The organism is Chryseobacterium sp. Leaf404 (genome assembly GCF_001424145.1).
Classification (GTDB): domain Bacteria; phylum Bacteroidota; class Bacteroidia; order Flavobacteriales; family Weeksellaceae; genus Chryseobacterium.
In genome coordinates, this window is the sequence record NZ_LMQM01000011.1 from 366534 (window position 1) to 388386 (window position 21853).

Annotated in this window: 18 protein-coding genes; 6 read left to right on the forward strand and 12 right to left on the reverse strand. The window is 36.1% G+C overall.

Going from position 1 to position 21853, the window contains the following annotated elements:
* Positions 1–24 precede the first annotated feature (24 nt).
* Positions 25–1230, reverse strand: a complete 1206-nt coding sequence (locus ASG31_RS11565) for an NAD(P)/FAD-dependent oxidoreductase (RefSeq protein ID WP_056032433.1) — start codon at positions 1228–1230, stop codon at positions 25–27.
* Between the two features lie 108 nt (positions 1231–1338).
* Between ASG31_RS11565 and ASG31_RS11570 the strand changes: the two genes are divergently transcribed.
* A complete protein-coding gene (locus tag ASG31_RS11570; protein WP_056032435.1) occupies positions 1339–1719 on the forward strand; it encodes an STAS/SEC14 domain-containing protein in 381 nt (126 codons plus the stop codon).
* 89 nt (positions 1720–1808) lie between these two features.
* On the opposite strand, the gene ASG31_RS11575 is transcribed toward ASG31_RS11570, so the two are convergent.
* From ASG31_RS11575 to ASG31_RS11595, 4 genes are all read right to left on the reverse strand, one after another.
* Positions 1809–2987: an MFS transporter gene (locus ASG31_RS11575; protein WP_056032438.1), complete on the reverse strand. Its 1179-nt coding sequence runs from the start codon at positions 2985–2987 to the stop codon at positions 1809–1811.
* 490 nt (positions 2988–3477) lie between these two features.
* On the reverse strand, positions 3478–4344 hold the full coding sequence (gene lipA, locus ASG31_RS11585) for a lipoyl synthase (RefSeq protein WP_056032442.1): 867 nt from the start codon (positions 4342–4344) through the stop codon (positions 3478–3480).
* A 124-nt stretch (positions 4345–4468) separates the two neighbouring features.
* Complete coding sequence (locus ASG31_RS18375) at positions 4469–4639, reverse strand: lmo0937 family membrane protein (protein WP_056032445.1); 171 nt, start codon at positions 4637–4639, stop codon at positions 4469–4471.
* Between the two features lie 83 nt (positions 4640–4722).
* Positions 4723–5973 (reverse strand): dicarboxylate/amino acid:cation symporter, encoded by a 1251-nt coding sequence (locus ASG31_RS11595; protein WP_056032449.1) that lies wholly within the window; start codon positions 5971–5973, stop codon positions 4723–4725.
* A 198-nt stretch (positions 5974–6171) separates the two neighbouring features.
* Here ASG31_RS11595 and ASG31_RS11600 point away from each other — a divergent pair, with 198 nt between their 5' ends.
* The 3 genes from ASG31_RS11600 (at position 6172) to ASG31_RS11610 (ending at position 9950) form a co-directional block, all read left to right on the forward strand.
* On the forward strand, positions 6172–6657 hold the full coding sequence (locus ASG31_RS11600) for a BON domain-containing protein (protein WP_056032610.1): 486 nt from the start codon (positions 6172–6174) through the stop codon (positions 6655–6657).
* 6 nt (positions 6658–6663) lie between these two features.
* The gene (locus ASG31_RS11605; RefSeq protein WP_056032452.1) at positions 6664–7083 is read left to right on the forward strand and encodes an SH3 domain-containing protein; all 420 of its coding nucleotides are present in this window, start codon (positions 6664–6666) and stop codon (positions 7081–7083) included.
* 92 nt (positions 7084–7175) lie between these two features.
* Entirely contained in the window at positions 7176–9950 is a 2775-nt protein-coding gene (locus ASG31_RS11610) for a TonB-dependent receptor (protein WP_056032455.1), read from the forward strand.
* Between the two features lie 102 nt (positions 9951–10052).
* Here the strand turns inward: ASG31_RS11610 and ASG31_RS11615 are convergent, their stop codons facing one another.
* The 3 genes from ASG31_RS11615 to ASG31_RS11625 form a co-directional block, all read right to left on the reverse strand.
* Positions 10053–11348, reverse strand: a complete 1296-nt coding sequence (locus ASG31_RS11615; RefSeq protein WP_056032459.1) for a hypothetical protein — start codon at positions 11346–11348, stop codon at positions 10053–10055.
* A 22-nt stretch (positions 11349–11370) separates the two neighbouring features.
* On the reverse strand, positions 11371–12162 hold the full coding sequence (locus ASG31_RS11620) for a GLPGLI family protein (protein WP_056032462.1): 792 nt from the start codon (positions 12160–12162) through the stop codon (positions 11371–11373).
* Between the two features lie 314 nt (positions 12163–12476).
* The gene (locus ASG31_RS11625) at positions 12477–13181 is read right to left on the reverse strand and encodes a DUF6261 family protein (RefSeq protein ID WP_056032465.1); all 705 of its coding nucleotides are present in this window, start codon (positions 13179–13181) and stop codon (positions 12477–12479) included.
* A gap of 349 nt (positions 13182–13530) precedes the next feature.
* Here ASG31_RS11625 and ASG31_RS11630 point away from each other — a divergent pair, with 349 nt between their 5' ends.
* Both ASG31_RS11630 and ASG31_RS11635 read left to right on the forward strand, forming a co-directional pair.
* Positions 13531–14742: a PIN domain-containing protein gene (locus ASG31_RS11630; protein ID WP_056032469.1), complete on the forward strand. Its 1212-nt coding sequence runs from the start codon at positions 13531–13533 to the stop codon at positions 14740–14742.
* A gap of 200 nt (positions 14743–14942) precedes the next feature.
* Positions 14943–16799, forward strand: a complete 1857-nt coding sequence (locus ASG31_RS11635) for a CocE/NonD family hydrolase (RefSeq protein ID WP_056032471.1) — start codon at positions 14943–14945, stop codon at positions 16797–16799.
* A gap of 321 nt (positions 16800–17120) precedes the next feature.
* On the opposite strand, the gene ASG31_RS11640 is transcribed toward ASG31_RS11635, so the two are convergent.
* The 4 genes from ASG31_RS11640 to ASG31_RS11655 all read right to left on the reverse strand — a co-directional run bounded on the left by ASG31_RS11640 (position 17121) and on the right by ASG31_RS11655 (position 21849).
* Complete coding sequence (locus tag ASG31_RS11640) at positions 17121–17519, reverse strand: type II toxin-antitoxin system VapC family toxin (protein ID WP_056032474.1); 399 nt, start codon at positions 17517–17519, stop codon at positions 17121–17123.
* Positions 17516–17755 carry a hypothetical protein gene (locus ASG31_RS11645; protein WP_056032477.1) on the reverse strand — a complete coding sequence of 80 codons (240 nt, stop codon included), beginning with the start codon at positions 17753–17755 and terminating at the stop codon, positions 17516–17518. Before ASG31_RS11645 ends, ASG31_RS11640 begins: the two co-directional genes overlap by 4 nt.
* 53 nt (positions 17756–17808) lie before the next feature.
* Positions 17809–19134: a hydroxymethylglutaryl-CoA synthase family protein gene (locus ASG31_RS11650; protein ID WP_056032480.1), complete on the reverse strand. Its 1326-nt coding sequence runs from the start codon at positions 19132–19134 to the stop codon at positions 17809–17811.
* Positions 19135–19335: 201 nt separating this feature from the next.
* Positions 19336–21849, reverse strand: a complete 2514-nt coding sequence (locus ASG31_RS11655; RefSeq protein ID WP_056032483.1) for a M1 family metallopeptidase — start codon at positions 21847–21849, stop codon at positions 19336–19338.
* Positions 21850–21853: the final 4 nt, after the last annotated feature.

Consider the following 21853-nt stretch of genomic DNA (forward strand, 5'->3'; position numbering starts at 1 on the left):
TCTCAGGAAATACATTTCTGATTCTCATCTTCCAAATTTGAAGTACTCTGAAAGGGGGTGTTTTTTCCCTTTCATAAACGCTGAGGCCATTTCCATACCTGTTACCGAGAATGTAATTCCGTTTCCGCCAAATCCGCAGACGAAGTAAGAATTTTTAAAATTTTTGTGCCCGCCAATGTAGGGTAAGCCATCATCAGTTTCACCAAAAGTTCCGGCCCATACAAAATCTGTGTAGAAATGTTCACCGGGTTTTATTCTTTTAAGATTTCTCAGAATTTCTTTTTCTTTTTTGCCCAAAAGAGCATCTCTTTTTTCGGCATTATCAAAATCTTCGTCACCGCCACCTATTAAAAAACGTCCGTCATCTGTACTTCTCATGTAGAGGTAAGGCTCATCTGTATTCCAGATCAGCATATTTTCGATGCTTTTAAACCCTTTCGGATTAACCTCCGATACTAAGGCAAAAGTACTTTTAAGATTTACAAAATTTTCTTTAATTAATTCTTTCGCTTCATACCCTACACAGTAAATGATTTTCTTTGCAGCAATGGTAAATCCGCTTGTGGTTAACGCAAGATTGTGATCTTTAAGATATTTTACAGACCGGAGCTCGGTTTTATCATAAATTTCAATCCCTGATTTTTCATTAAATCTTAGAAGTTCGTGAGAAAATTTAAAGGCATCAATACTTCCGCCAGATTTGGATAAAATTCCACCGTAGGTATTGGTGATTTCGTATCTTCTTTCAATTTCCCGCGAAGAAAGATATTCAACTTCAAAACCTGCTTTGCGCCGTGCTTCAAACTCCTGTTCCAGCCAGTCTGCATCTTTCTTTCTTGCTGCATAGTAAAGAGACATTTTTTTTCGGAATCCGGATCTCGATTTGATGGTCTTCACGAGTTCGGCAATATCATTTATTGATTTTTCACAAGCTTTGTAGCACTCTACAGCTGCCTTTTCACCGATCATTTGAGACATTTTGTACAAAGGAACATCAATTTCGTACTGAAGCATTGAGGTTGTTGCAGAAGTGCTCCCATTACAGATTTCTCTTTTATCAATAAGAATTGTGGAGTATCCGTCTTTAATCATCTGATGGGAAATGAGGCTGCCTGTGATGCCTCCTCCAATGATCAGCACATCACATTTTTTATCTTCTTTCAGAGACGGATAGGATGAAATAAGACCATTTTTAATCAACCAGAACGGTTCATTAGATTTAAGATCCATAGTTTAATTTTTTTAAGGGGATTATCAACAATCAAGCCTTTTTTCCTTCAAAACAGATTGGTTTAATTATTGTTTAAACTGAACCACCCAAACATTAAAAATTAATATATGATCACAATTATTCCAGACGCTCCGGAGAATGTTGCTGCGTTCAAAGCTTCGGGTGAAATTACCAAAACAGATTTTGAAAATATTGTACATCCTGAAGTAAAAAGAAAGGTTGAAAAATACGAGGAACTCAACTATCTTATGCTGATTGATACAGATCTCAGCCAGTTTACTGCCGGTGCATGGTTTGAAGATGTACTTTTAGGTGTGAAAAATCTTGCCAGATGGAACCGTGCAGCCATTGTTACAGACAGTACAGGAATCCAGAATTTCACAGATGCATTCAGCGTTTTGATGCCGGGAGAATTTAAAGGATTTCCGAAAGACAATCTTTACAATGCACTGTACTGGTGCCAGAACGGAAACGAGGTCGAAGGCTAAGGTTTACGTTCAGGTTAAGTAAAAGTTACTTTACAATAAGCTCTGTTTTTATTACAAAACAGAGCTTTTCTATGTTAAATATTTCTAATTTATTCCGAAATCAGTTCTTTAGGCTGAGCACTTCTGTACAATATTAAATAACGGATGCTAATCAACAGTCCGATTCCAGTCATCCCCACACCAACCAGCGAAGGATAATTGTATGGAAGCTTGTACTCCAGAGGAATTCCACCTAAAAATGCACCCATCGCATTGGCAATATTGAAAGCCGCCTGCATAAATGCTGCAGCCATCATCTCACTTTTTGGTGCTGCTTTCATCATCATAATATTAATGGGCGCTGAAACCGACATCGATAAAGCGCCACAGATAAAGGTTAATACAAGTGAAATAATTCTGTGTTCAGACAGGAGAAATACCGAAAGCAAAGCAATCATCATTAAAGATAAAAACAAAATACACGTTTTTTCAGGGCTCATCTTATCTGAAATATATCCTCCGATGAGATTCCCCACCACCATTCCGGCTCCGGCGAGAATCATCACGTAAGCCATTTGGTCTGTTTCAATACCTGAAACTACAGTCATTAAAGGAGTTATGTAGCTGAACCACGTAAACAAACCTCCAAAACCAATTGCGGTAATCATTAAAACAAGCCACGCCTGTTTGGTTTTAAGAAATTTTATCTCATCTCTGAAATGTGCATCTTCATTACTTTCCATTTCGGGAAGCCAAAGTTTGATGAAGAGCAGAGCGAAAATTCCGATCAGAGCCACAATCCCGAAATAATATCTCCAATGAAAAATATGCCCAATGTAAGTAACGAGAGGCACCATCGCCAGGTTGGCAACCGTTAGCCCGGTAAACATCAGTGAAATATAAAATGCTTCTCTTCCTTTGCCTCCCATTCTTGATGCCACAACTGTTCCCACCCCGAAAAATGCGCCGTGTGGAAGTCCTGATAAAAATCTCATCACCATCATCGAACTGTAATCCGGCATAAGAGCAGACAAACCATTGAAAACCGTAAACAAAACCATTAAGGCCAACAATACCTTTTTGGGCGGACACTTCACTGAATATCCAATTAATATCGGAGCACCAATCACGACTCCGAATGCGTAGGCTGAAATTAAATGTCCCGCTTCGGGAATGCTTATTGCCAAGGATTTTGCGACATCTGGAAGTAAACCCATGATGGTAAATTCGGTAGTTCCGATTCCCAATCCTCCGATTGCCAGCGGTAAAATTCTTTTATCTAATGCCATTATTTACTTTAAAATGATTTTAATTGCCTACTTATGAAGCAATGAAAATTTGAAACCGCAAAATTCTGTAAAATTTATCAGAATTTTAGGTTAGGATGATTTAAATTTTGATTAGTAGTAATAAGATTTATTAATAATGCTTCTCCTTTAATTCTAAACCTAATCTCTTTCGAATGACTTATATTAAAAATTATCATTTTCTCAAATGGATGTCCGTTTGTAATCGTAACCATAAAATCAGCAGTCACTTTCTCATTCCGTAGGAAACCTACCGAAGTCAATCTCAACACTACAAAAATAAGGTAGGTAAGATTCCTACAGAATAACAATGAAACTATTATCATTAAACTATACTAATTAAGGACAATCATTTTTACTTTGAAGCATTAATTAAAAACAAGTCAACTGAATATTTCTACTTTTAAAAATATCTTCTACATTAAATTTAAATCAAAAGAAAACTGCCTCAAAAAATGAAGCAGTTTGTACTTTAATGAATATGTTTCTCGGCGTGGTAAGAACTCCTTACGAGTGGCGAACTTTCTACATGTCTGAAGCCTAAACTTCTTGCAAAATCTCCAAACTCATCAAATTCCTCAGGAGTAATGAATTTTTTTACTGGTAAATGTTTTTTGGTCGGCTGAAGGTACTGTCCTAAAGTAATTACATCCACATTGGCATTTCTGATGTCTTCAATAGTCTGAAAAACCTCATCTTTTGTCTCGCCCAATCCAAGCATCATTCCTGTTTTTGTACGGTTTTGACCTGCTTCTTTCAAATATCGTAAAACTTCCAGACTCTTTTCATATTTAGCCTGAATTCTCACCTCACGGGTCAGACGTTTCACGGTTTCCATATTGTGCGAAATTACTTCGGGAGCTACATCCACCAAACGATCCAGATGTTTTGTAATCCCCTGGAAGTCTGGAATTAAAGTTTCCATAGTTGTTCCGGGAGAAATTCTTCTTACTGCATTTACAGTTTCTGCCCATAGAATCGAGCCCATATCTTTCAAATCATCGCGGTCTACAGAAGTAAGAACTGCATGTTTGATTTTCATTAATTTAATTGATCTTGCAACTTTTTCAGGTTCGTCCCAGTTTACATCCATCGGTTTTCCGGTTTTTACACCACAAAATCCACAGCTTCTGGTACAGATATTTCCAAGAATCATAAAGGTTGCAGTACCCTCGCCCCAGCATTCGCCCATATTCGGGCAACTACCGCTCTGGCAAATGGTATTGAGTTTATATTTATCAACCAAAGTTCTCAGCTCGCGGTAATTTTTCCCTGTAGGAAGTTTTACCCTGATCCATTTTGGTTTCTGAACGGTTGTATCCTGAACTAAATTCTCCATCTAACTTCTTAAATTGGCTCCAAAGTTACGTAATTTTTAAATGAAACCATCTACGGTAAGCATTGACAAAATGCATAAAAAAAGGCCTGCATCAACTGCAGACCTTGTATTTTTGATTAAGATTTTAATCCAAAGGCTTTCTACCTGATATAATGTTATATAAAATAACAATAATTGCGATTACCAGTAAAACGTGAATCAGATTTCCTAATCCCATTCCACCTCCTACACCTGCTAAACCAAGTACCCAGACAATGATGCAGATTACTGCTACTAACCATAATAAGCTTCTCATAATAAAATTTTTTTAGTGTTATGAAAACTTATATACACAATCTGTGCCTTAGATTAAAATGTGGTATCTAATGTTAAAATTTATTAAAGATCACCTCCGTGATTCTCCAGCTGACCTTCCCATTTAGAAACCGCTGAAGTAGCCAGAGCATTACCCAAAACATTGGTCATACTTCTTGCCATATCACAGAAATGGTCTATCGGAAGAATCAATGCAATTCCCGCAGCGGGAATATCAAACATGGTACAGGTTGCAACAATAATTACAAGAGAAGCTCTCGGAACCCCCGCAATACCTTTTGATGTTAACATCAGCACCAAAAGCATCGTAATTTGCTGTCCCAAAGTCATATCAACTCCGTAAAACTGTGCGATAAATATCGATGCGAAAGTCATGTACATCATGCTTCCGTCAAGGTTAAATGAATAACCTAATGGTAAAATGAATGATACAACTCTGTTATTACATCCAAATCGTTCCAGCTCTTCCACCAGTTTTGGGAAAACTGCCTCTGAACTTGTGGTGGAAAATGCAATCAGTAAAGGAGATTTTATTCTTTTTAATAACTCAAATAGTCTTTTTCCTAAAATTAAGTATCCTACCAACAACAGAACAACCCATAAAACGGCAATAGCGAAGAAGAAATCTCTTAAATAAACCGCATAAACTTTAAAAATTTCAAAACCATTCGTTGCCACCACTGCAGCAATTGCCCCGAAAACTCCCAATGGCGCAAACCACATAATATAACCCACCATTTTAAGTATAGCATGAGCGATTACATCAAAAAGTTTTATTACCGGTTGAGAATAATCGTCTCCCATATTGGCCAGTGCAACACCGAACATAATTGAAAAGACAACAATCTGTAAAACTTCATTGGTGGCAAAAGCTTCAAATAAACTTTTAGGAATAATATGTTTCACAAAATCTTCCAGCGAAAAACCTTTGCTGGTTTTTACAAGCTCATCAGCCGCAGACAGTTCCTGATTCGGGAATTTTATTGCGTGACCCGGCTCGAGCCAGTTGACGAGTACCAAACCTATAAAAAGTGACACCAGTGAAGCGGAGATAAACCACAGCATTGCCTTCGTTCCTACTCTACCTATCATTTTAATATCACTCATTTTGGCAATACCCACCACTAAAGTTGTAAAAACAAGAGGTGCAATAATCATCTGAACCAATCTGATGAAAACGGTACCTAAAAGTTTAATATTTTTAGAAAAAGCTGCTGCGCTGTCCGGATATTGCAGATGCACAATTCCGCCGAGCAGTACACCCAGCGCCAGAGCAATAATGATTGCAAAAAAAAGTTTGTTCTGTCCTTTCATATAGAGATATCAATTGGCACAAATATAATATTTTTAATCTACAGGAATGATTAAAGTTTACAGTACAAAATTCGCCCTGAAAACCAGATATTTTAAAAAGAACCGAGATTTTTTTTGAAAAATTTTTTGGAAATTAATTTTCAGAACAGAAATAATTATTACATTTACCATAAACAATTTAAAAAAATAAATTCACTTATGAAAAAAACCATTACGATGGCTGCTCTTGCAATAGCAGTTTCTTTCGCATCTGTTTCTTGTAAAAAGAAAGTATCTGATGCAGATTTACAGACTCAGGCAACTACAGCTGTAACTACACCTACAGCATCTGTAGAAATTAAAGAAGGTGTGGCTCACCTGAGTGGTACTTTCCCGGATCAGGCTTCAAAAGACGCTGCAATTACCAATCTTAAAGCGATTAAAGGAGTAAATGACGTGCACGATATGGCTAAAGTGGAAGCTCCTGTAACTGCTGCGCCAATTGAAAATGCTTCAATGGTAGATCCTGCTGTACAGCAAAAAGTGAAAGATGCTCTTAAAGATTTCCCAACTGTAAATGTGGAAGTTGTAAACAACGAGCTTACGCTTACTGGTAATGTATCAGGAACTCAGGCGAGAAAAATTAAGGAATCTGTGGATGCTTTAAAAGTAGGTAAAGTAAACTTCAATTACACAGTAAAATAATTATAGATGAGCACATTAGAAGAAAAATATTCAAGCGTAGTATCTGCGGCACAGTCTGCAGGAATCTCTAATTTAAAAGTACAGGAGCAGGATGGTATTCTTTACGTATCTGGTAACGCGGCAAATACTGCAGCAAAAGATACCGTTTGGAATGCTTTAGGAGCAATTGACGCTTCATATTCTGCATCAGACATCAATATTGATGTACAGATTTCCGGTTTAGCTGCAGGAGCTGCATTGAGCGTAGCAACTGAAGATTCTAACCTGAACATCAGACAAGACCCTTCTACAGAAGCTGCCGTTGTAGGTAAAGCTGCAAAAGGTTCTTCTGTAACTCTTGTAGAGCAGACTTCAGACGACTGGTGGAAAGTGAAAACTTCTGAAGGCGTTGAAGGATATGCGTATGCAAGATATCTGAAAGCATAATAGTTCAATATTTATAGAAATATTAACACACAGAAACATCCCAGCAATGGGATGTTTTTCTATTTTTGCAGCATTAAATTAACTATTAAAAAATGAAGAAAACACTAATTATTTTCTTCCTTTTAAGCACTCTTTTTGCTGCCACCGCACAAAAACTCAGTTTAGATGGAAAAATAAAAACAAATGACCAAAAACCACTCCCCAATGCAACAGTTTATCTCTTAAAATCAAAAGATTCTACCATTATCAATTACACTTCGAGCAACAGTGAAGGAAAGTTTTCTTTAAAGACCGATGCAGTAAGTGAAAACAGTATCCTGAAAATCGAGGCCGATAAATACAATACCTACTCCAGACTTTTCGACAAAATTGAAGCTTCACTCAACATTGGTGAAATTGAGCTTGATGACAGCAAAATTCAGGATATCGCCGAAGTAAAAATTACCGCTTCGCCTGTAAAAATAAAAAAAGACACCATTGAATTTAATGCTTCCGCCATTAAGGTAAGACCCGACAGCAAGATTGAAGAACTTCTGAAGAATATTCCCGGTGTGGAAATAAGCAACGAAGGAAAAATTACAGTAAACGGAAAGGAAGCCGATCAGATTCTGATTAACGGAAAACCTTTTTTTGATAAAGACGGTAAAATAGCTCTGCAAAATCTACCAGCCGATCTCATTAAAAGCATTCAGTTTACCACCACAAAAACAAAGGAAGAAGAACTGAACGGAACTGCTGCAAAATCCAATAACGCCACCATTAATTTTACGATTGATGAGAAAAAAAATAAGGGTCTGCTTTCCAGGCTTACGATGGGATACGGTTCAGATGAAAGATATGAAGGCAGCGGACTTTTAAGTTATTTTAAAAATGATACTAAAATTAGTTTGCTCGCTTCCTCGAACAATATTAATTCACAGGGATTTTCCAATGACGAGGTTTTCGACAGTATGGGACACGGCAGAAACTCCTGGCTCATGCGGGGTGGAACTGTGGTAACCAATGGCGGTACCACTTATTATTCTCAGGGTGGAAATAACAACAAAGGAATTCAGAGATCCACTACTGTGGGGATCAGTTACAGCGATAAATTCGGTAAAGAAGTTGATCTGGAAACTCTAAGTTTAATTCATACAGACAATGATCTTACCACAAGATCAAAAGCTTCAAAAACAACACTTTTGCCTGATTTTACTTTAAAAACAAACTCTGAAAGCAGCGGCAAAAACGAAAGCAGACAATACGGAATTGATCTTACAGCAAGAATCACAATCGATTCTTTATCCAGTATTTACTTTTCACCAAACTTCAACAGAACTGAATCTAAGTCTTTCAGTAATTCACGTTCAAACACGTTAAGAGACAATCTCTTATTAAACGAAAATACAAGCTACGTCAACAACGAAACTGAAAATAACAGCTTTGCTCCCAATATCTACTATTCAAGAAAATTTAAGAAGAAAGGGCGCGTTGCGTATGCCAATATGAGCTCTGCCATCTCTGAAAACAGAAACAACAATCTGAATAATTCACAAACGGTTTTCTACAATTCACCCGATCCTGCCGACATCAGAAATCAGCTGTCGAAAATGAAGAGTCAGACCAACAGATATGATTTCCGAACAGGATACAGCGAGCCTGTCTCCGATTCTGCTACAGTGAGTCTGAATTTGAATTATAACACCACTGCCTTCAACAACAGAAGAAATGTAAACGATTTTAATGCAGCAGACAACGGTTATTCCAACTTTAATAATGATCTGTCCTACGCTATGAATCAGGATGTAGATAAAATTTCGCCTGAAATTGGTTTCCAGGTAAATAAGAAGAAATTTAATCTCTGGTCATCAGCCGAAGTTCAGTTTACAAAAATGGGTCTGAAATCACAATACCAGGGTCAAAACTTCCTTCTGAACAGAGATTTCGTACTACCCGCATTCGATTTCAGTGCAACCTATAATTTTTCAGATAATAAAAGGTTAAGTGTTTACAATTACTCCTATTTTGACATTCCGACCGCAGAGAAACTGACACCTTTTGAAGACAGAATTAATCCTTTGATATCATACGTTGGTAATCCCAACCTTAAAAATACATGGACCAACAGTTTGTACATCAACCTGAACAATTTTAATATGGTGAAAAACATCAATTACTATCTGAATGTTGGGTTTACTTACAGAAATAATGACGTTGTGAATTTTGCATATTTCGATGAATCAGGAAAGCAATATGTTTCCTATGCCAACCTCAGCGGAAACAAAAACATCAACGCAGGTTTCGGTATTACCAAAACTTTGAAGTGGAAAGAAACCAAGTTGAGCATCAACCCGAGAATCAATACCAATTACTCTTACAATCAGGGATTCATTAATACCCAGCAGTTTGTGAGCAATGCATATTCGGTAAGTCCGGGGATGAATGTAACATACGAAATTAAAGACAAAATCACAATTAAGCCTTCATACAGCCTGAATTACAATTTCAGTAATTATGAAAACTACAGTATTGATGAGGTAAAAACCAGCAACCAAATCCTGAAACTGGAACTCACCAATTACATTCTGAAAAGCAAACTGGTGATCGGAAATGACTTCGAGTACAACACTACATCCAATATCGCTCCCGGCTTTAAAAGAGATTTCTATTTCTGGAATACCAGTGTGGGATACTCATTTTTCAACAAACAGCTGACGGCAAAAGTGAAGGTTTATGACATTCTTAACCAAAACCAAAGCGTAAGAAGAACCATTACCAATGCATACTTCGAAGACCGTGAAGATCTGATCTTAAAACGATATGTAATGTTCTCACTCACCATGAAACTCAATAAATTTGCAGGAAAAAAGGTGCCGGAAAATAAATAGACAACTGTCATCGTGAGCCTGTCGAAGGACAAAAAATAACCGGGGAATGTTCTCCGGTTATTTCATTTGTAATCGCAAGTAACTGATTATAAATTTCAGCTATTATCTATAATATTTTACGGTCTTTCCGTCATAATAACCTATGCCATTATTTTTAGTTAAAAAAAGAATTTCCTTTTCACTTATAAATTCAAATTTTGTCACATTTAAATGGATACAATAATCTCTTTCATTTTGTATTTTGCACAATAGTTCTGGACTGAAAAATTTTTTTTTTGTAAATGTGCAATCGTGATTATGTAAACTATAAAAACCTTTTGTGCTATAGATATAAAGTTTTCGGTCGTATTTATTGAATGTAATAGCACCTAATCTATTAATTTCATTTTCGGTCAGTATATTTTCACGTACTTCTCTATTCAGATTTTTAAAACCCATATTATATTTTCCAAAAGCAATTTTATATTTTTCATCTTCTAAAATTTTTTCATCGAAGCAAGATTTAAAAAAATCTTTTTCCTTTTTTGAAATTTTCACTACTGTTCCATCAACAAAATAACTAAAATTATTATTTGTTGAATATATCATACCACCACCACTGGATGTAATGAATAAGTCATTTTTATCATCATACGCAACTCCAGTCATACCGCTAGATATATTTAAATTATATGGAAATCTGTAAAGGGTATCTCTTTTTGTTACCTTAATTATTTCCGGAAATTTTTCTCTTAACTTTGCGAAATAATCATTTCTCTTTTTATATTTAATTCCATCATCAAGTAGCAGCCAATCATCATAAATAAATTGTTTCGTATTCAAATCAAAAAAACAGACATTCCCACCCCACTCTCCTTCATCAAAATCAAACCACATAAAATCCTCTCTGTCAAGATAAAGATAATCGGGTTCTATTAATTTTGTTCCTGTGTATTTATCTCTAACTTTTCCATAAAAGTTAGTTTGCCTTTTCGGTATGTATTCCCTTTTATTATAGTAAATTGATTTGTCAGAATAAATTACAGGCTCATTTTTGGAAGTTATAAAAATTGAAAAAATTTTCGCGTCTATTTTGTCGATCATCCTGAGCCTTTTTCTTTTTTTTAGGATAAATACCTCGCCATACATATTTCCGACAACCAATTCATCATTAGATTTCTTTGCTATTGCAGTGATATTATTTTTTATTAACCAAAAGTTATCTTTTTTTAGATCTATTACAATAAGATCATTGTTTTGAGATAAAGCGTAAATGACATCTTTTACCACAACAAAATCTTTATATTCTGAATTCACAAAGTTTATTTGTTTAGGCGGATAACTTTTTATTTGAGGCTTACTTTGAGCACTTCCCAAAATACCGGAAAAGCAGAGAAGATATTTTATGTAGAATTTCATTAGTGATATTTATATTTATTATTTACTGGAAAATCTGCTCCCTGTAAAACCCAAACTGATCCATCTCCACAGCCGGAGGATAAGTGTTTTTAATATTTTTATGAAACTCTGCAGTCATTTTATTGAGATCCTGCACTCTCACATCTTTATCATCAATATTCAGTTCTACGCCGTTTCCTAATTGGTTTCTCTGTTTTAAGAAAGGATTTGCCAAAAAATCGCCCATCAGTTTATCATATTTCTCAACAGTGATTTCCTGTGCTTTATTAAAATCGAAAGAAAGTTTTTTGGTATCATTTTTAAACTTTTCAATTCCGATCATTTGATAGAAGAAAATATTTTCGCTGTCACTCAGTTCAAAGATCAGTCCCGGCAAATCTCTGAATTTGTAAGGACCTTCCATCATTGATATTTCCGAACAAAACCAAGCCGTCCACTGTCTTCCCCCAAAACTGGTTGTCGCCTTCTGCACTTTATAATCATCAATTTTCTTAAACTCCTCTTCAACTTTCCAGATGATTTTATCGTCAGATTTTATTTTGAAAGGTAAATTTTCGTGACTGTAAACAATCTGCATATTTTCATTGCCAGCCTGCTGATACATCAAAAACTGATTTGATTTTGAAGGATATTTACTGTTTTCCAAAAGCTTTTCATCATAGAAATAACTTTTCCCGCCATCAACATCAAGATTCATATTGTATTTCCTTTCACTTTTGTCCGGATGTACAATTTTCAGATTGTAATTGACTCTGGTTTGAGCCATGAAAATTGTTGCCAGAAATAAAGCCGTGAACAGTATGATTTTTCCCATTGATGAGTATTAAAATTCGGAGTAAATATAGGGATTTGACAGAAAATTTTTTGATAAATATCACATGGTCTTATCTAAATTTTAAATCAGTAAGTTTCGGCTAAAGCCAAATTCCCTTCTGCATTAAGAAGCCGGGCTAAAGCCCGACCCTATTGAATATTGATTTGTCGTATAATTCTAATCAGAACCATGAAATGGTTCAACAACAATAGCCATGGGTGCAACCCATGGAACAACGCAAAACATTACAATCAGAACCACGGAGTGGTTCAACTACATCACAAAAAAAACGGTCCCGAAAGACCGCTATTTAATTATTGTGGTTGATCATCATTTCCCCTTCCCGGCAATGTAGAATTTTTTGCCGCTTTTACCAGTTCATACACCTCGGCATAAGCTTCCTTCCAATCCGTCACATTCTTCATTGCGGTAAGAAGATTCAGAAACGCTTTCAGGGTTTGCTCCAAATCTCTGCGGATAGACGATGCACTTGCCATCTGTCGCAGACCGGCGTTGGCATTGGCTTGTTCGCCAAAAATCATTTCAAAATTCTGATGTTTTGTTTTCATCTCTGCAAAAGCCGTGGAAACTGAGAGTGCCGCCAATTTCTGCGTATTTTCAGGAAGTTCCAAGGTCTCAATCAGTTTTTTCATCTGAGCGGTTTGCGAAGAATAGCTCATGCGGTCTAGGTCTAAACCAAACTCCACAAAAACCTGATACAGATCTTCCGCAAGCTGAAAATTAGGCACCGAACTGAGCTGTCTGTAACCGTCAAGAAAAGCTTTGAGACTACTGAAAGCCCTGTCTCTTTCCCCATCTGCCACAGCAACATCTTTACCCTTCCCGCTGAAAGTCTGCTTCGTATACACTGCATCATAATCAGCATATTTTGTGGCGAGTTCCGTTACCAAAGGATGATTGTTGAGGATGGTATATTTGCCGGAATTTGAAAGTTCAAGGATTCGTTGTGTGAGAGTCGCCAAATCTTTGGTGCTCAATCTCTGTAATGAAATTTTCATACGTCAAATGTGTTTTTGTTATTAATAATTTAAAAATTAACCGATTCAAATATAAAATAAATTGTATTTAAATACAAACACCATTGTTTTATTTAAATGTAAACTTACAGAAAGGACAAACACCGTTGTTTTAATTAAATGTAAATTGATTTTGAATACAAACAGGGGTGTTTGGACTTAATGTAAAATGATTTTTAGGATAAATAAGGGTAGTTGGATATTATGTAGATTGAGTTTTGATGTAAGGTGAAATGTCTTTATTTTAATTAATTTTTTAGAATGATGGAAACCATAAAAATTACTAAATACAGATTTGTATATTTGTCTTTAGATGTAAACATGAATTTCAATGAAAAATATTTTTCCAGGTTATTATAAAAAAGGCGATGTTGAAATTAAGAGCATGTGGGATAATGGAATCATAGTTTTTGATACTAATGTTTTGCTGAATTTATATAGATACTCAGACACTACTAGAGACACCATAATAGATTTAATTAAAAAATTTAGTCATAAAATAATTCTGCCACACCAATCAGCTTTGGAATATAATAGAAATAGATACGAGGTTATTGCTGAACAGGAAAAAGCTTATAAAGAATTTTTAGAAAAGATTGATCAGATTCAGAAAGATTTACAGTCAACAAATAAGCCGCCATTTCTCTCTGAAAGGATTGATAAGGAACTAAACTCAACTTTTAAAGATGTAAGACGAGAAGTTGAGGAAAGTATAAAAAAGTACTGTGATTTTTTAAAAGATGATCCAATTTTCAATGTTCTGTCAGAAATTTTTGAAGAAAAAATATCCGATCCATTTTCAGATGAAGAATTAACTGACATCTATAAAGAAGGTGAATCAAGATATAAAAACAAAACTCCTCCAGGTTTTGAAGATGAAAAAAATAAAGAAGGAGTTAAAAAATTTGGTGATTTAGTATTGTGGAAACATTTTATTAAGATTGCATCAAAAGTAAACAAGGATATTATTCTAGTAACTGATGAAAGAAAAATTGACTGGTGGTGGAAAATAAAGGATGGAAGAACTATGGGGCCAAGACAGGAACTTGTTGAAGAAATAAAAACCTTGGCTAACGTTTCATTCCACATGTATTCATCTGAGAGATTTTTAAGTTATGGTCAAACTTACTTAGATGAGCAAATTAATCAAAAAGCTTTAGAGGAGATTCAGGCAATGAAGCGTGCTGAATTAAGTACAATTAATGAATTAGAAAGAGTTAAATATTCTGAAACTAAAAAGATAGAACAAACAAACCAAGAATTGGAAGATAAAATTAGTCAAATAGAAGAAGAAATACATCTACTTGGTACACATATTAATATGTTAAGAAATAATAAAGATGAGGGAAATGAAAACCCTTCACTTTTATATCAGCATATCGATACTCTTAAAAATCGATTATCCCATTTACAACGTGAGAGGGATCAAATCTCAAAAGAATATCACTATAATCGAACAAAAATTTTCCGAAATCGATCTATGAATAATAAAAGTTTGTTTTTTGATTTTAATGATGATAATTCGTATAAAAAAGATGATTAAATCTAAGTAACTCTATTACAGAATCCTTGCTCATGTCAATTACTAAAGCGGACACACGCGAGACGCCTGCGCCAACGATATAATAGCAACACAACAAAAGACCAGAAGAAATTCCGGTCTTTTTCTTTTCCTAAAACTTCATTTTTCAAAACCTCATCCCCAAAACTTTTTAATCATTAAATTAGCATCAAATTTCAACTATGAACATCCGATATTCATTTTTCCTGATTTTGCTTTTTATTCTTGGGAATGCGCAGACTCAGCAGGCAGACAGTTTTGTGAAAGACAATTTTACCAAGCAGGAATTTTATATTCCGATGCGGGATGGTACCAGACTTTTTACTTCAGTCTATGTTCCGAAAGATATTGCGAAGTCTAAAAAATATCCTTTCCTGATGCAGCGTACCTGTTACAGCGTCGCTCCGTACGGAGAAAATGAATACAAAAGAAGCCTCGGCCCCAACAAATATCTGATGAATGATAAATATATTTTTGTTTATCAGGATGTGCGCGGAAGGTATATGAGCGAAGGCACTTTCACAAACATGACGCCGCAGGTGGAGAGAAAAACCAAAAAAGATGTCGACGAAAGCACAGATACCTACGACACCATCGAATACCTCATCAAAAATATTAAAAACAACAACGGAAAAGTGGGACAGTTCGGGACTTCCTATCCCGGATTTTACACTGCTGTCGGCGTTCTCGCTCAGCATCCGGCGTTGGTAGCTTCGTCGCCACAGGCCCCGATTTCAGATTTCTGGAATGATGATTTCCTTCACAACGGAAGATTTATGCTGGGCTATTTCAGAACATTTCCTGTGTTTGGAGTACAGAAAACTAAACCCGAAAACAAAGCATGGTACACGGATTCGATGATTAAATCTACCTCGGAAGATGGTTTGAAATTTTACCGTGACATGGGAACTTTAAAGGATGGCTACGAGAAATATTACAAAAATAATTTCTTCATGACCGAAATTATGGAGCACACCAACTACGATGAATTCTGGCAAAAACGAAACCTACTCCCCCATCTGAAAAATGTGAACCATGCTGTAATGACCGTGGGTGGATGGTTTGATGCCGAGGATCTTTCAGGACCTTTAAATATTTACAAAACGATTGAAAAAACCAGTCCGAAAGCCAAAAACACGATTGTGATGGGACCGTTTTCTCATGGCGGCTGGGGAAGAGAAGAGGGAAAACATTTTCACAATCAAATCTATTTCGGGGACAGCATTGCGACGTATTATCAGAAAAATCTGGAGACGAAATTCTTCAGTCATTATCTGAAAGGCGACCCCAAGAAGGACGCCGGATTACCGGAAGCAACGATGTACGACACCGGCTCGAAAGAATGGAGAGAATTTGCAGAATACCCTCCGAAGAATACTCAGAAAATCAATTTTTATCTGGCTGACAAATCTTTAAAAAAAACTGCCGGACAGGGTTCTTCAGAATATTACAGCGATCCGAATAATCCGGTTTTAAGTTCAGACAATCTGAAGGATTTCAACGGATTTACACCAAGAAATTACATGTCTGAAGACCAGAGATTTGCCGTCGGCCGACCTGATGTTCTGACTTTCACAACAGATATTTTAACCGAAGATCTGACTTTTGCCGGAGAAATTTTAGCGAAATTAAATATCGCATCAACTTCTACAGATGTTGATTTTGCAGTGAAACTGATTGATGTTTATCCTGAAGATTTCAAACCGAAAGAGAAAAAAGAGGGCGTGATTTATGGAAATTATCATCAAATGGTTAGAAGTGAAATTATGCCTGCGAGATTCAGAAATTCAAGAGAAAAAGCGGAAGCCTTACAGCCGAATCAGAAAACTGCTGTAAATTTCAGATTGCAGGATGTGGTTCATACTTTTAAGAAGGGACATAAAATCCAGATACAGATTTCTTCAACGTTGTTTCCGCTGTTTGCTGTAAACCCGCAGAAGTTTATGGATAATCCAAATTTTGCGCCCAAAGAAGATTACACGAAGGCTTTTATTAAAGTTTTTGAGGATTCTGCAATTGAGGTGCAGGTGTTGAAATAATCTTTTTTCTTTTGCCTTGATGCAAAAGAAACAAAAAATCAAGACTGGAAATTCCGGCTAAAAATTAAAAATTTTTCCTAAAATTTCCAAACTCGGGCGGAAAGATAAATTTAAACCTAAAGAAATCTATTGCCGCCACTCAAACAGTGGAAATTTCTTAACGGAATAATTTATAATTTTTTTAACGCCTTCATTTCCTAAGTCAATAAAAAGAAACGTTACATCAAAAAGGCTGTTCAGTATTCTGAGCAGCCTTTTTATTTTATGCGTCACCGCTTAGTCATTAAAAAAATCAGGAAATTAAAAATGATATGATTAAAATTATCTTTTAACCCAATTTTCCAGTTTTATTTTATCGATTCTTTCAAACTCTCTTGTGTTTTCAGTTACCATAATCAGTTTGTTTGCAATAGCAGTACAACCAATAAGCAAATCAAAATCACTGATCATTTTGCCTTCTCTTTGCAGCCGCGCCTTCTCTTTTCCATAAAGAGGTATTGCATCAAAAATTGGTAACAGGGTAAGTTGATTTATAAAATCGTCGATTATTTTTAGATTTTTCTTTGGATTACCGCTTTTTTCTGCGCCAAAAATTAACTCAGCCAAAGTAATTTCAGAAATCGCACAGTTTTCAATTCCTACGTCATCTAAAGCATCGTTTATATTATACTTACCTCTAAAAAAATGAATGCAGATATTAGAATCAAGCAAATATTTCATAGTTGAATATCGTTGTTTTTTTCAACTCTTGAATCTCTGATATCATTTATAATCTCGTCTGAACTTCTCGCATCTTCCCACGCTCCGTGTAGATTTTTCAAACTCACATTCTCCTTCTTATCAGTTTCAATCGACTCGGTAAGCTTTATAATCAGACGTTTTTTCGATTTATTATCAAGCCTTTTTAAAAAGCCGAAGTACTTATCTATTGTTGTATTTTTTAAAACTATACTCATTGCAACTTTTTTTCTACCGTAAATTTACTAAATCTCAGCGAAAGACAGATAAGTTATTGAAAATCATAATACCTCGCTCCTATTAAAACAGGATTTTCTGCTTCAACAGATTTCAGTCCGAAACCTTCGTAGCTTGGGTTTATTGAGTGTTCCAATTGTTTTCGGTGCAATTTTTCATAGGTTTCAAAGTCGATGGCTAATCTATTTTTTAAACTTTCAAAAAGATTCCATTTTGAAACGACTTTTTTCCAGTTTTCTGAGACTTTTCCGACAAAAACTTTGGATTTGGAACCACTTCCGTAAGCTAAGAAACCAATTTCTTTTCCATATAAATCTTCATCTTCATTGAATGAAATTTGTAATGCAGACAGCAATGCCATAAAAATAGAAGCCGTGTACATATTTCCAATTTCAGATGAGGCACGCTGGGATTTTTCAATTTTATCACTGATGAATTTGAGGTAATCTTCAGACTTTGCGACTGCTTTTTGTTCCTCGGAATTGCTGTACGAAAGTCCGTTTTCTAAACTGTAAATTTCAGTAAAAACCCTTTTCCCATGAAACGCATAAGGCAGGTGGAAAATGAGATATTTCCAGTTCTCATACGGTTTTTCTTTCCCTGTAATTTCTTTATAATGCTGATACGCTTCCCTGATTCTGTCCTGATAACACTGGTTGGAATACTGCCCGTCAAACACAGGCTCATCGGTAAAAATTTCTATTTTCTCCGGAAAATTTTCGGGAGCGTTGGTTAAGTTTTCTTTTTTAAAATGCCTGCGTGGTTTAAAGAAATCAAAAACTGATTCTGTGGCAACACCCCAATTATTCTCAATTTCAATAAGATCGGGATTTGACGAGACCAAAAGCGCTACAGCTCCACCGCCCTGAGTGTATTCTCCTAAAGAAGCCAGTTCGTATTTTGCGTAATCACTTGCTATAACGACTGCTTTTTTATTGGGATTTACCCTAGCAAAATCGAGGGAATTATGAAGTGCATCTACGGCTCCGATGCATGCGAAAGTCATATCTACAACGTCACAGTTTTTAAAACATCTCTCGCCAAACTCCTCAGCCAAAACATTTTCAACCATTTGCATGACATAACTTGCAGTAGGCTTGGCGGCATCGATGGCGCTTTCTGTTCCTAAATAAATTCTTGAAATTTCTTTAGGATTTATATTGTTATCTCTGATTAATTTTAATAATGCTTCTGCCGCAAAGGTTGCTGCATCTTCGTGTACATCGGGAAATCCCATTTTATGAAGTCCTAAACCTCTCTCCAATTTTGCCGGTTCTATGCCTCTTTTTTCGGCTAAATCTTTAACTTCCAAATACAAAGAAGGTACATAGTAGCTCGCCGCTTCAATTCCAAAACTCATAATTTTTCAAATTTTATACTAATTTAGGGAAGATAATGTAAAAATAAAGGTTAAGAAGTACTGATATTTGTTAGATAATTAAAAATTCACATCAAAACTTCAAAATAAAATACCATTACTATTTTAAGGTATTTTATTATTTTTTCAAACATAAAAGCCGACATCATCTGCCGGCTTTCTAATATGATCTAATAAAAAATATTATTTGAAGTCTTCAATCGCTTTATTAATCGCGTCAATCTGTTTGTTGATGCTTGCAGCGTTTTGAGGGTTTTGTTTTAAAACTTCCATCTTTTTGTTGAGACCGTCTTTCAGCATTTGGGAAATCATCATTTTTACCTGAGGATTGTCGCCCATCTGTCCTTTTGCCTGACCTAAAATTTTGGTAATGCTTTCAGTCGCTTTCAGATTGTCTGAACTCATAATCCAGTTGTAGCCATCTTCGGCATTTTTCCCCAATTCAGGATTCTGGAATTTGATGAAAGGATAAAAAGCCACCAACTGACCCAAATGGTGCATTTGAGAAGTCACTTTATTCTTAACAATGACGGGAAGCATCTGAGTCAGCATTTCTTCAGAAGCACCTTCCAAATCAATCTTTTCAGCATACGAAGCCGCTTTTGAAGGATCGATTGCCAAAACAGCACCTACTGAATTAGCTTTTACAGCATTGGAAACTGCATTTACTCCCTTCTCAAAGACTGGCATATATTTTTTATCTTTAGTTTTCGCCAAAGCCGCAATCGCAGCTGCCTGAACCAAAGTTTTGGGATCGTTGGAAGCTAATTTTTCTACTTCTGCTCCAATTGCCTTCATCTGCTCAGGGTTGGAAAGATCAACCATTTCCAGAGCCTTCATTCTGACTCTGAAATACGGATCTTTGATTGCCGCTGCCAACAATCTTGTAGCAGCAGGATTTTTACCAACCTGATCTTTAATTCCGTTTAAAGCTGAATATCTGCTTTTAAATTCTTTTGAACCTGTGAACTGTAGAAGGTTTTGCTCAGGAGTTTTCTTATCGGTAATATCTGCGACTAAAATTCCGTCTGAATTAAGATTAACCAAATCCGGAGTTTTTGATGCATCAAAATCAAATGTATTTTTCGCAGTTGCTTTTACCCAAACCTGCTGTCTTTTTGGCTTTCCGTTGTCATAAACATCGATGGTTAAAGGAAATTCAAACGGCTGATCCTGAGACTGACTGATGGTTACTGACACCTGCTTTTTTATTGGCTCGTAAGACGTTGTGTAAGAAATTTTCGGGTGACCGCTTCCGAAATACCATTGATTGAAGAACCAGTTTAGATCTCTTCCTGAAACTTTTTCGAAAGATAATCTTAACTGATGTGCTTCGGCATTTTTGTACTCGTACGTTTTCAGATAATCTGTGATTCCTGCAAAGAAAGCATCGTCGCCAAGGTAATTTCTCAGCATGTGAAGGATGCCTCCCCCTTTTTGATAAGTTACCAAATCAAAAACATCTTCTCTTGATTTATAATCAAATCTCACCAAATCTTTTTTGAAATCTGACGGATTGTGAATGTACATATTCACATCAGTCATCTGATGGTAATCTGCCTGATCTTTTCCGTATTTGTACTCGTTCCAAAGGTATTCTGAGTAATTGGCGAAAGATTCGTTTACTGTAAGGTTGCTCCAGCTTTCTGCCGTAACCAAATCCCCGAACCAATGGTGGAAAAGCTCGTGAGCAATGGTGTCTTCCCAGCTGTTTTCGTCAATTAACTGTCCGGGTTTTTGAAGAACAGCGCTTCCATGAAGGGTTGCCGTGGTGTTTTCCATGGCACCGCTTACATAATCTCTTCCTGAAATCTGTGCATATTTTGCCCAGGGGTAATCGTAGCCTAATTTTTTAGAGAAAAACTCCATCATTTCCGGCGTGTTACCGTAAATCTGTTTTGCGTAAGGCTCGTATTCTTTTTCGATGTAGTAATCAACAGGAATATTTCTCCATTTATCCTTTACAACGGCATATTCGCCTACTCCCATGAAAAAAAGATATGTAGAATGCGGTTTATCCATTACCCAATGGTCTGTTCTTAAACCGTTTCCGGTTTTCTGAGAATCTTTCAGCAGTCCGTTGGAAAGGGTAACATATTTTTCCGGAACCGTCATGAAGATTTCCTGAGTTGTTTTTTGATTGGATTTATCAATGGTCGGGAACCATGCAGAAGAAGATTCAGTTTCTCCCTGAGTCCAGATTTGAGTTGGTTTATCCGGATCTGTTCCCTGTGCGTTGATGAAATAAAGACCTTTAGCATCGCTGATGGCAGCACTTCCCTCCTGCTTTACTTCGTTCGGACGTGATGTATATTTAATGTAAACTGTATAATCCTGATTTTTCTGATACGTTTTGTCTAAGGTAATTTTAAGAACATCATTTTTATAATCGAATTTTAACGGCGATTTTTTACCATTTTGTTCTAAAGCCACTTCGTGAATAAGCATTGATTTTGCATCAAGAGTCAGCTCGTTGGTTGGGTAAAAATAAGGCGATGCGGTAAGCCATTCTTCGCCGTTCATCTGCTCTTTCTGGTAGTCGAAATTGACTTTAAGTTTGGTGTGTTTCAGTTCGGTAACTTTAGCGTGTGTTGCTCTGTACACTTCCTTTCTGCCTGAAGTTTCGGTTTGTGCAAATGCATCTGCCGAAAAAAGAATCCCTCCCAAAAGAGCGACTGATAAAATGGCTTTTTTCATTATA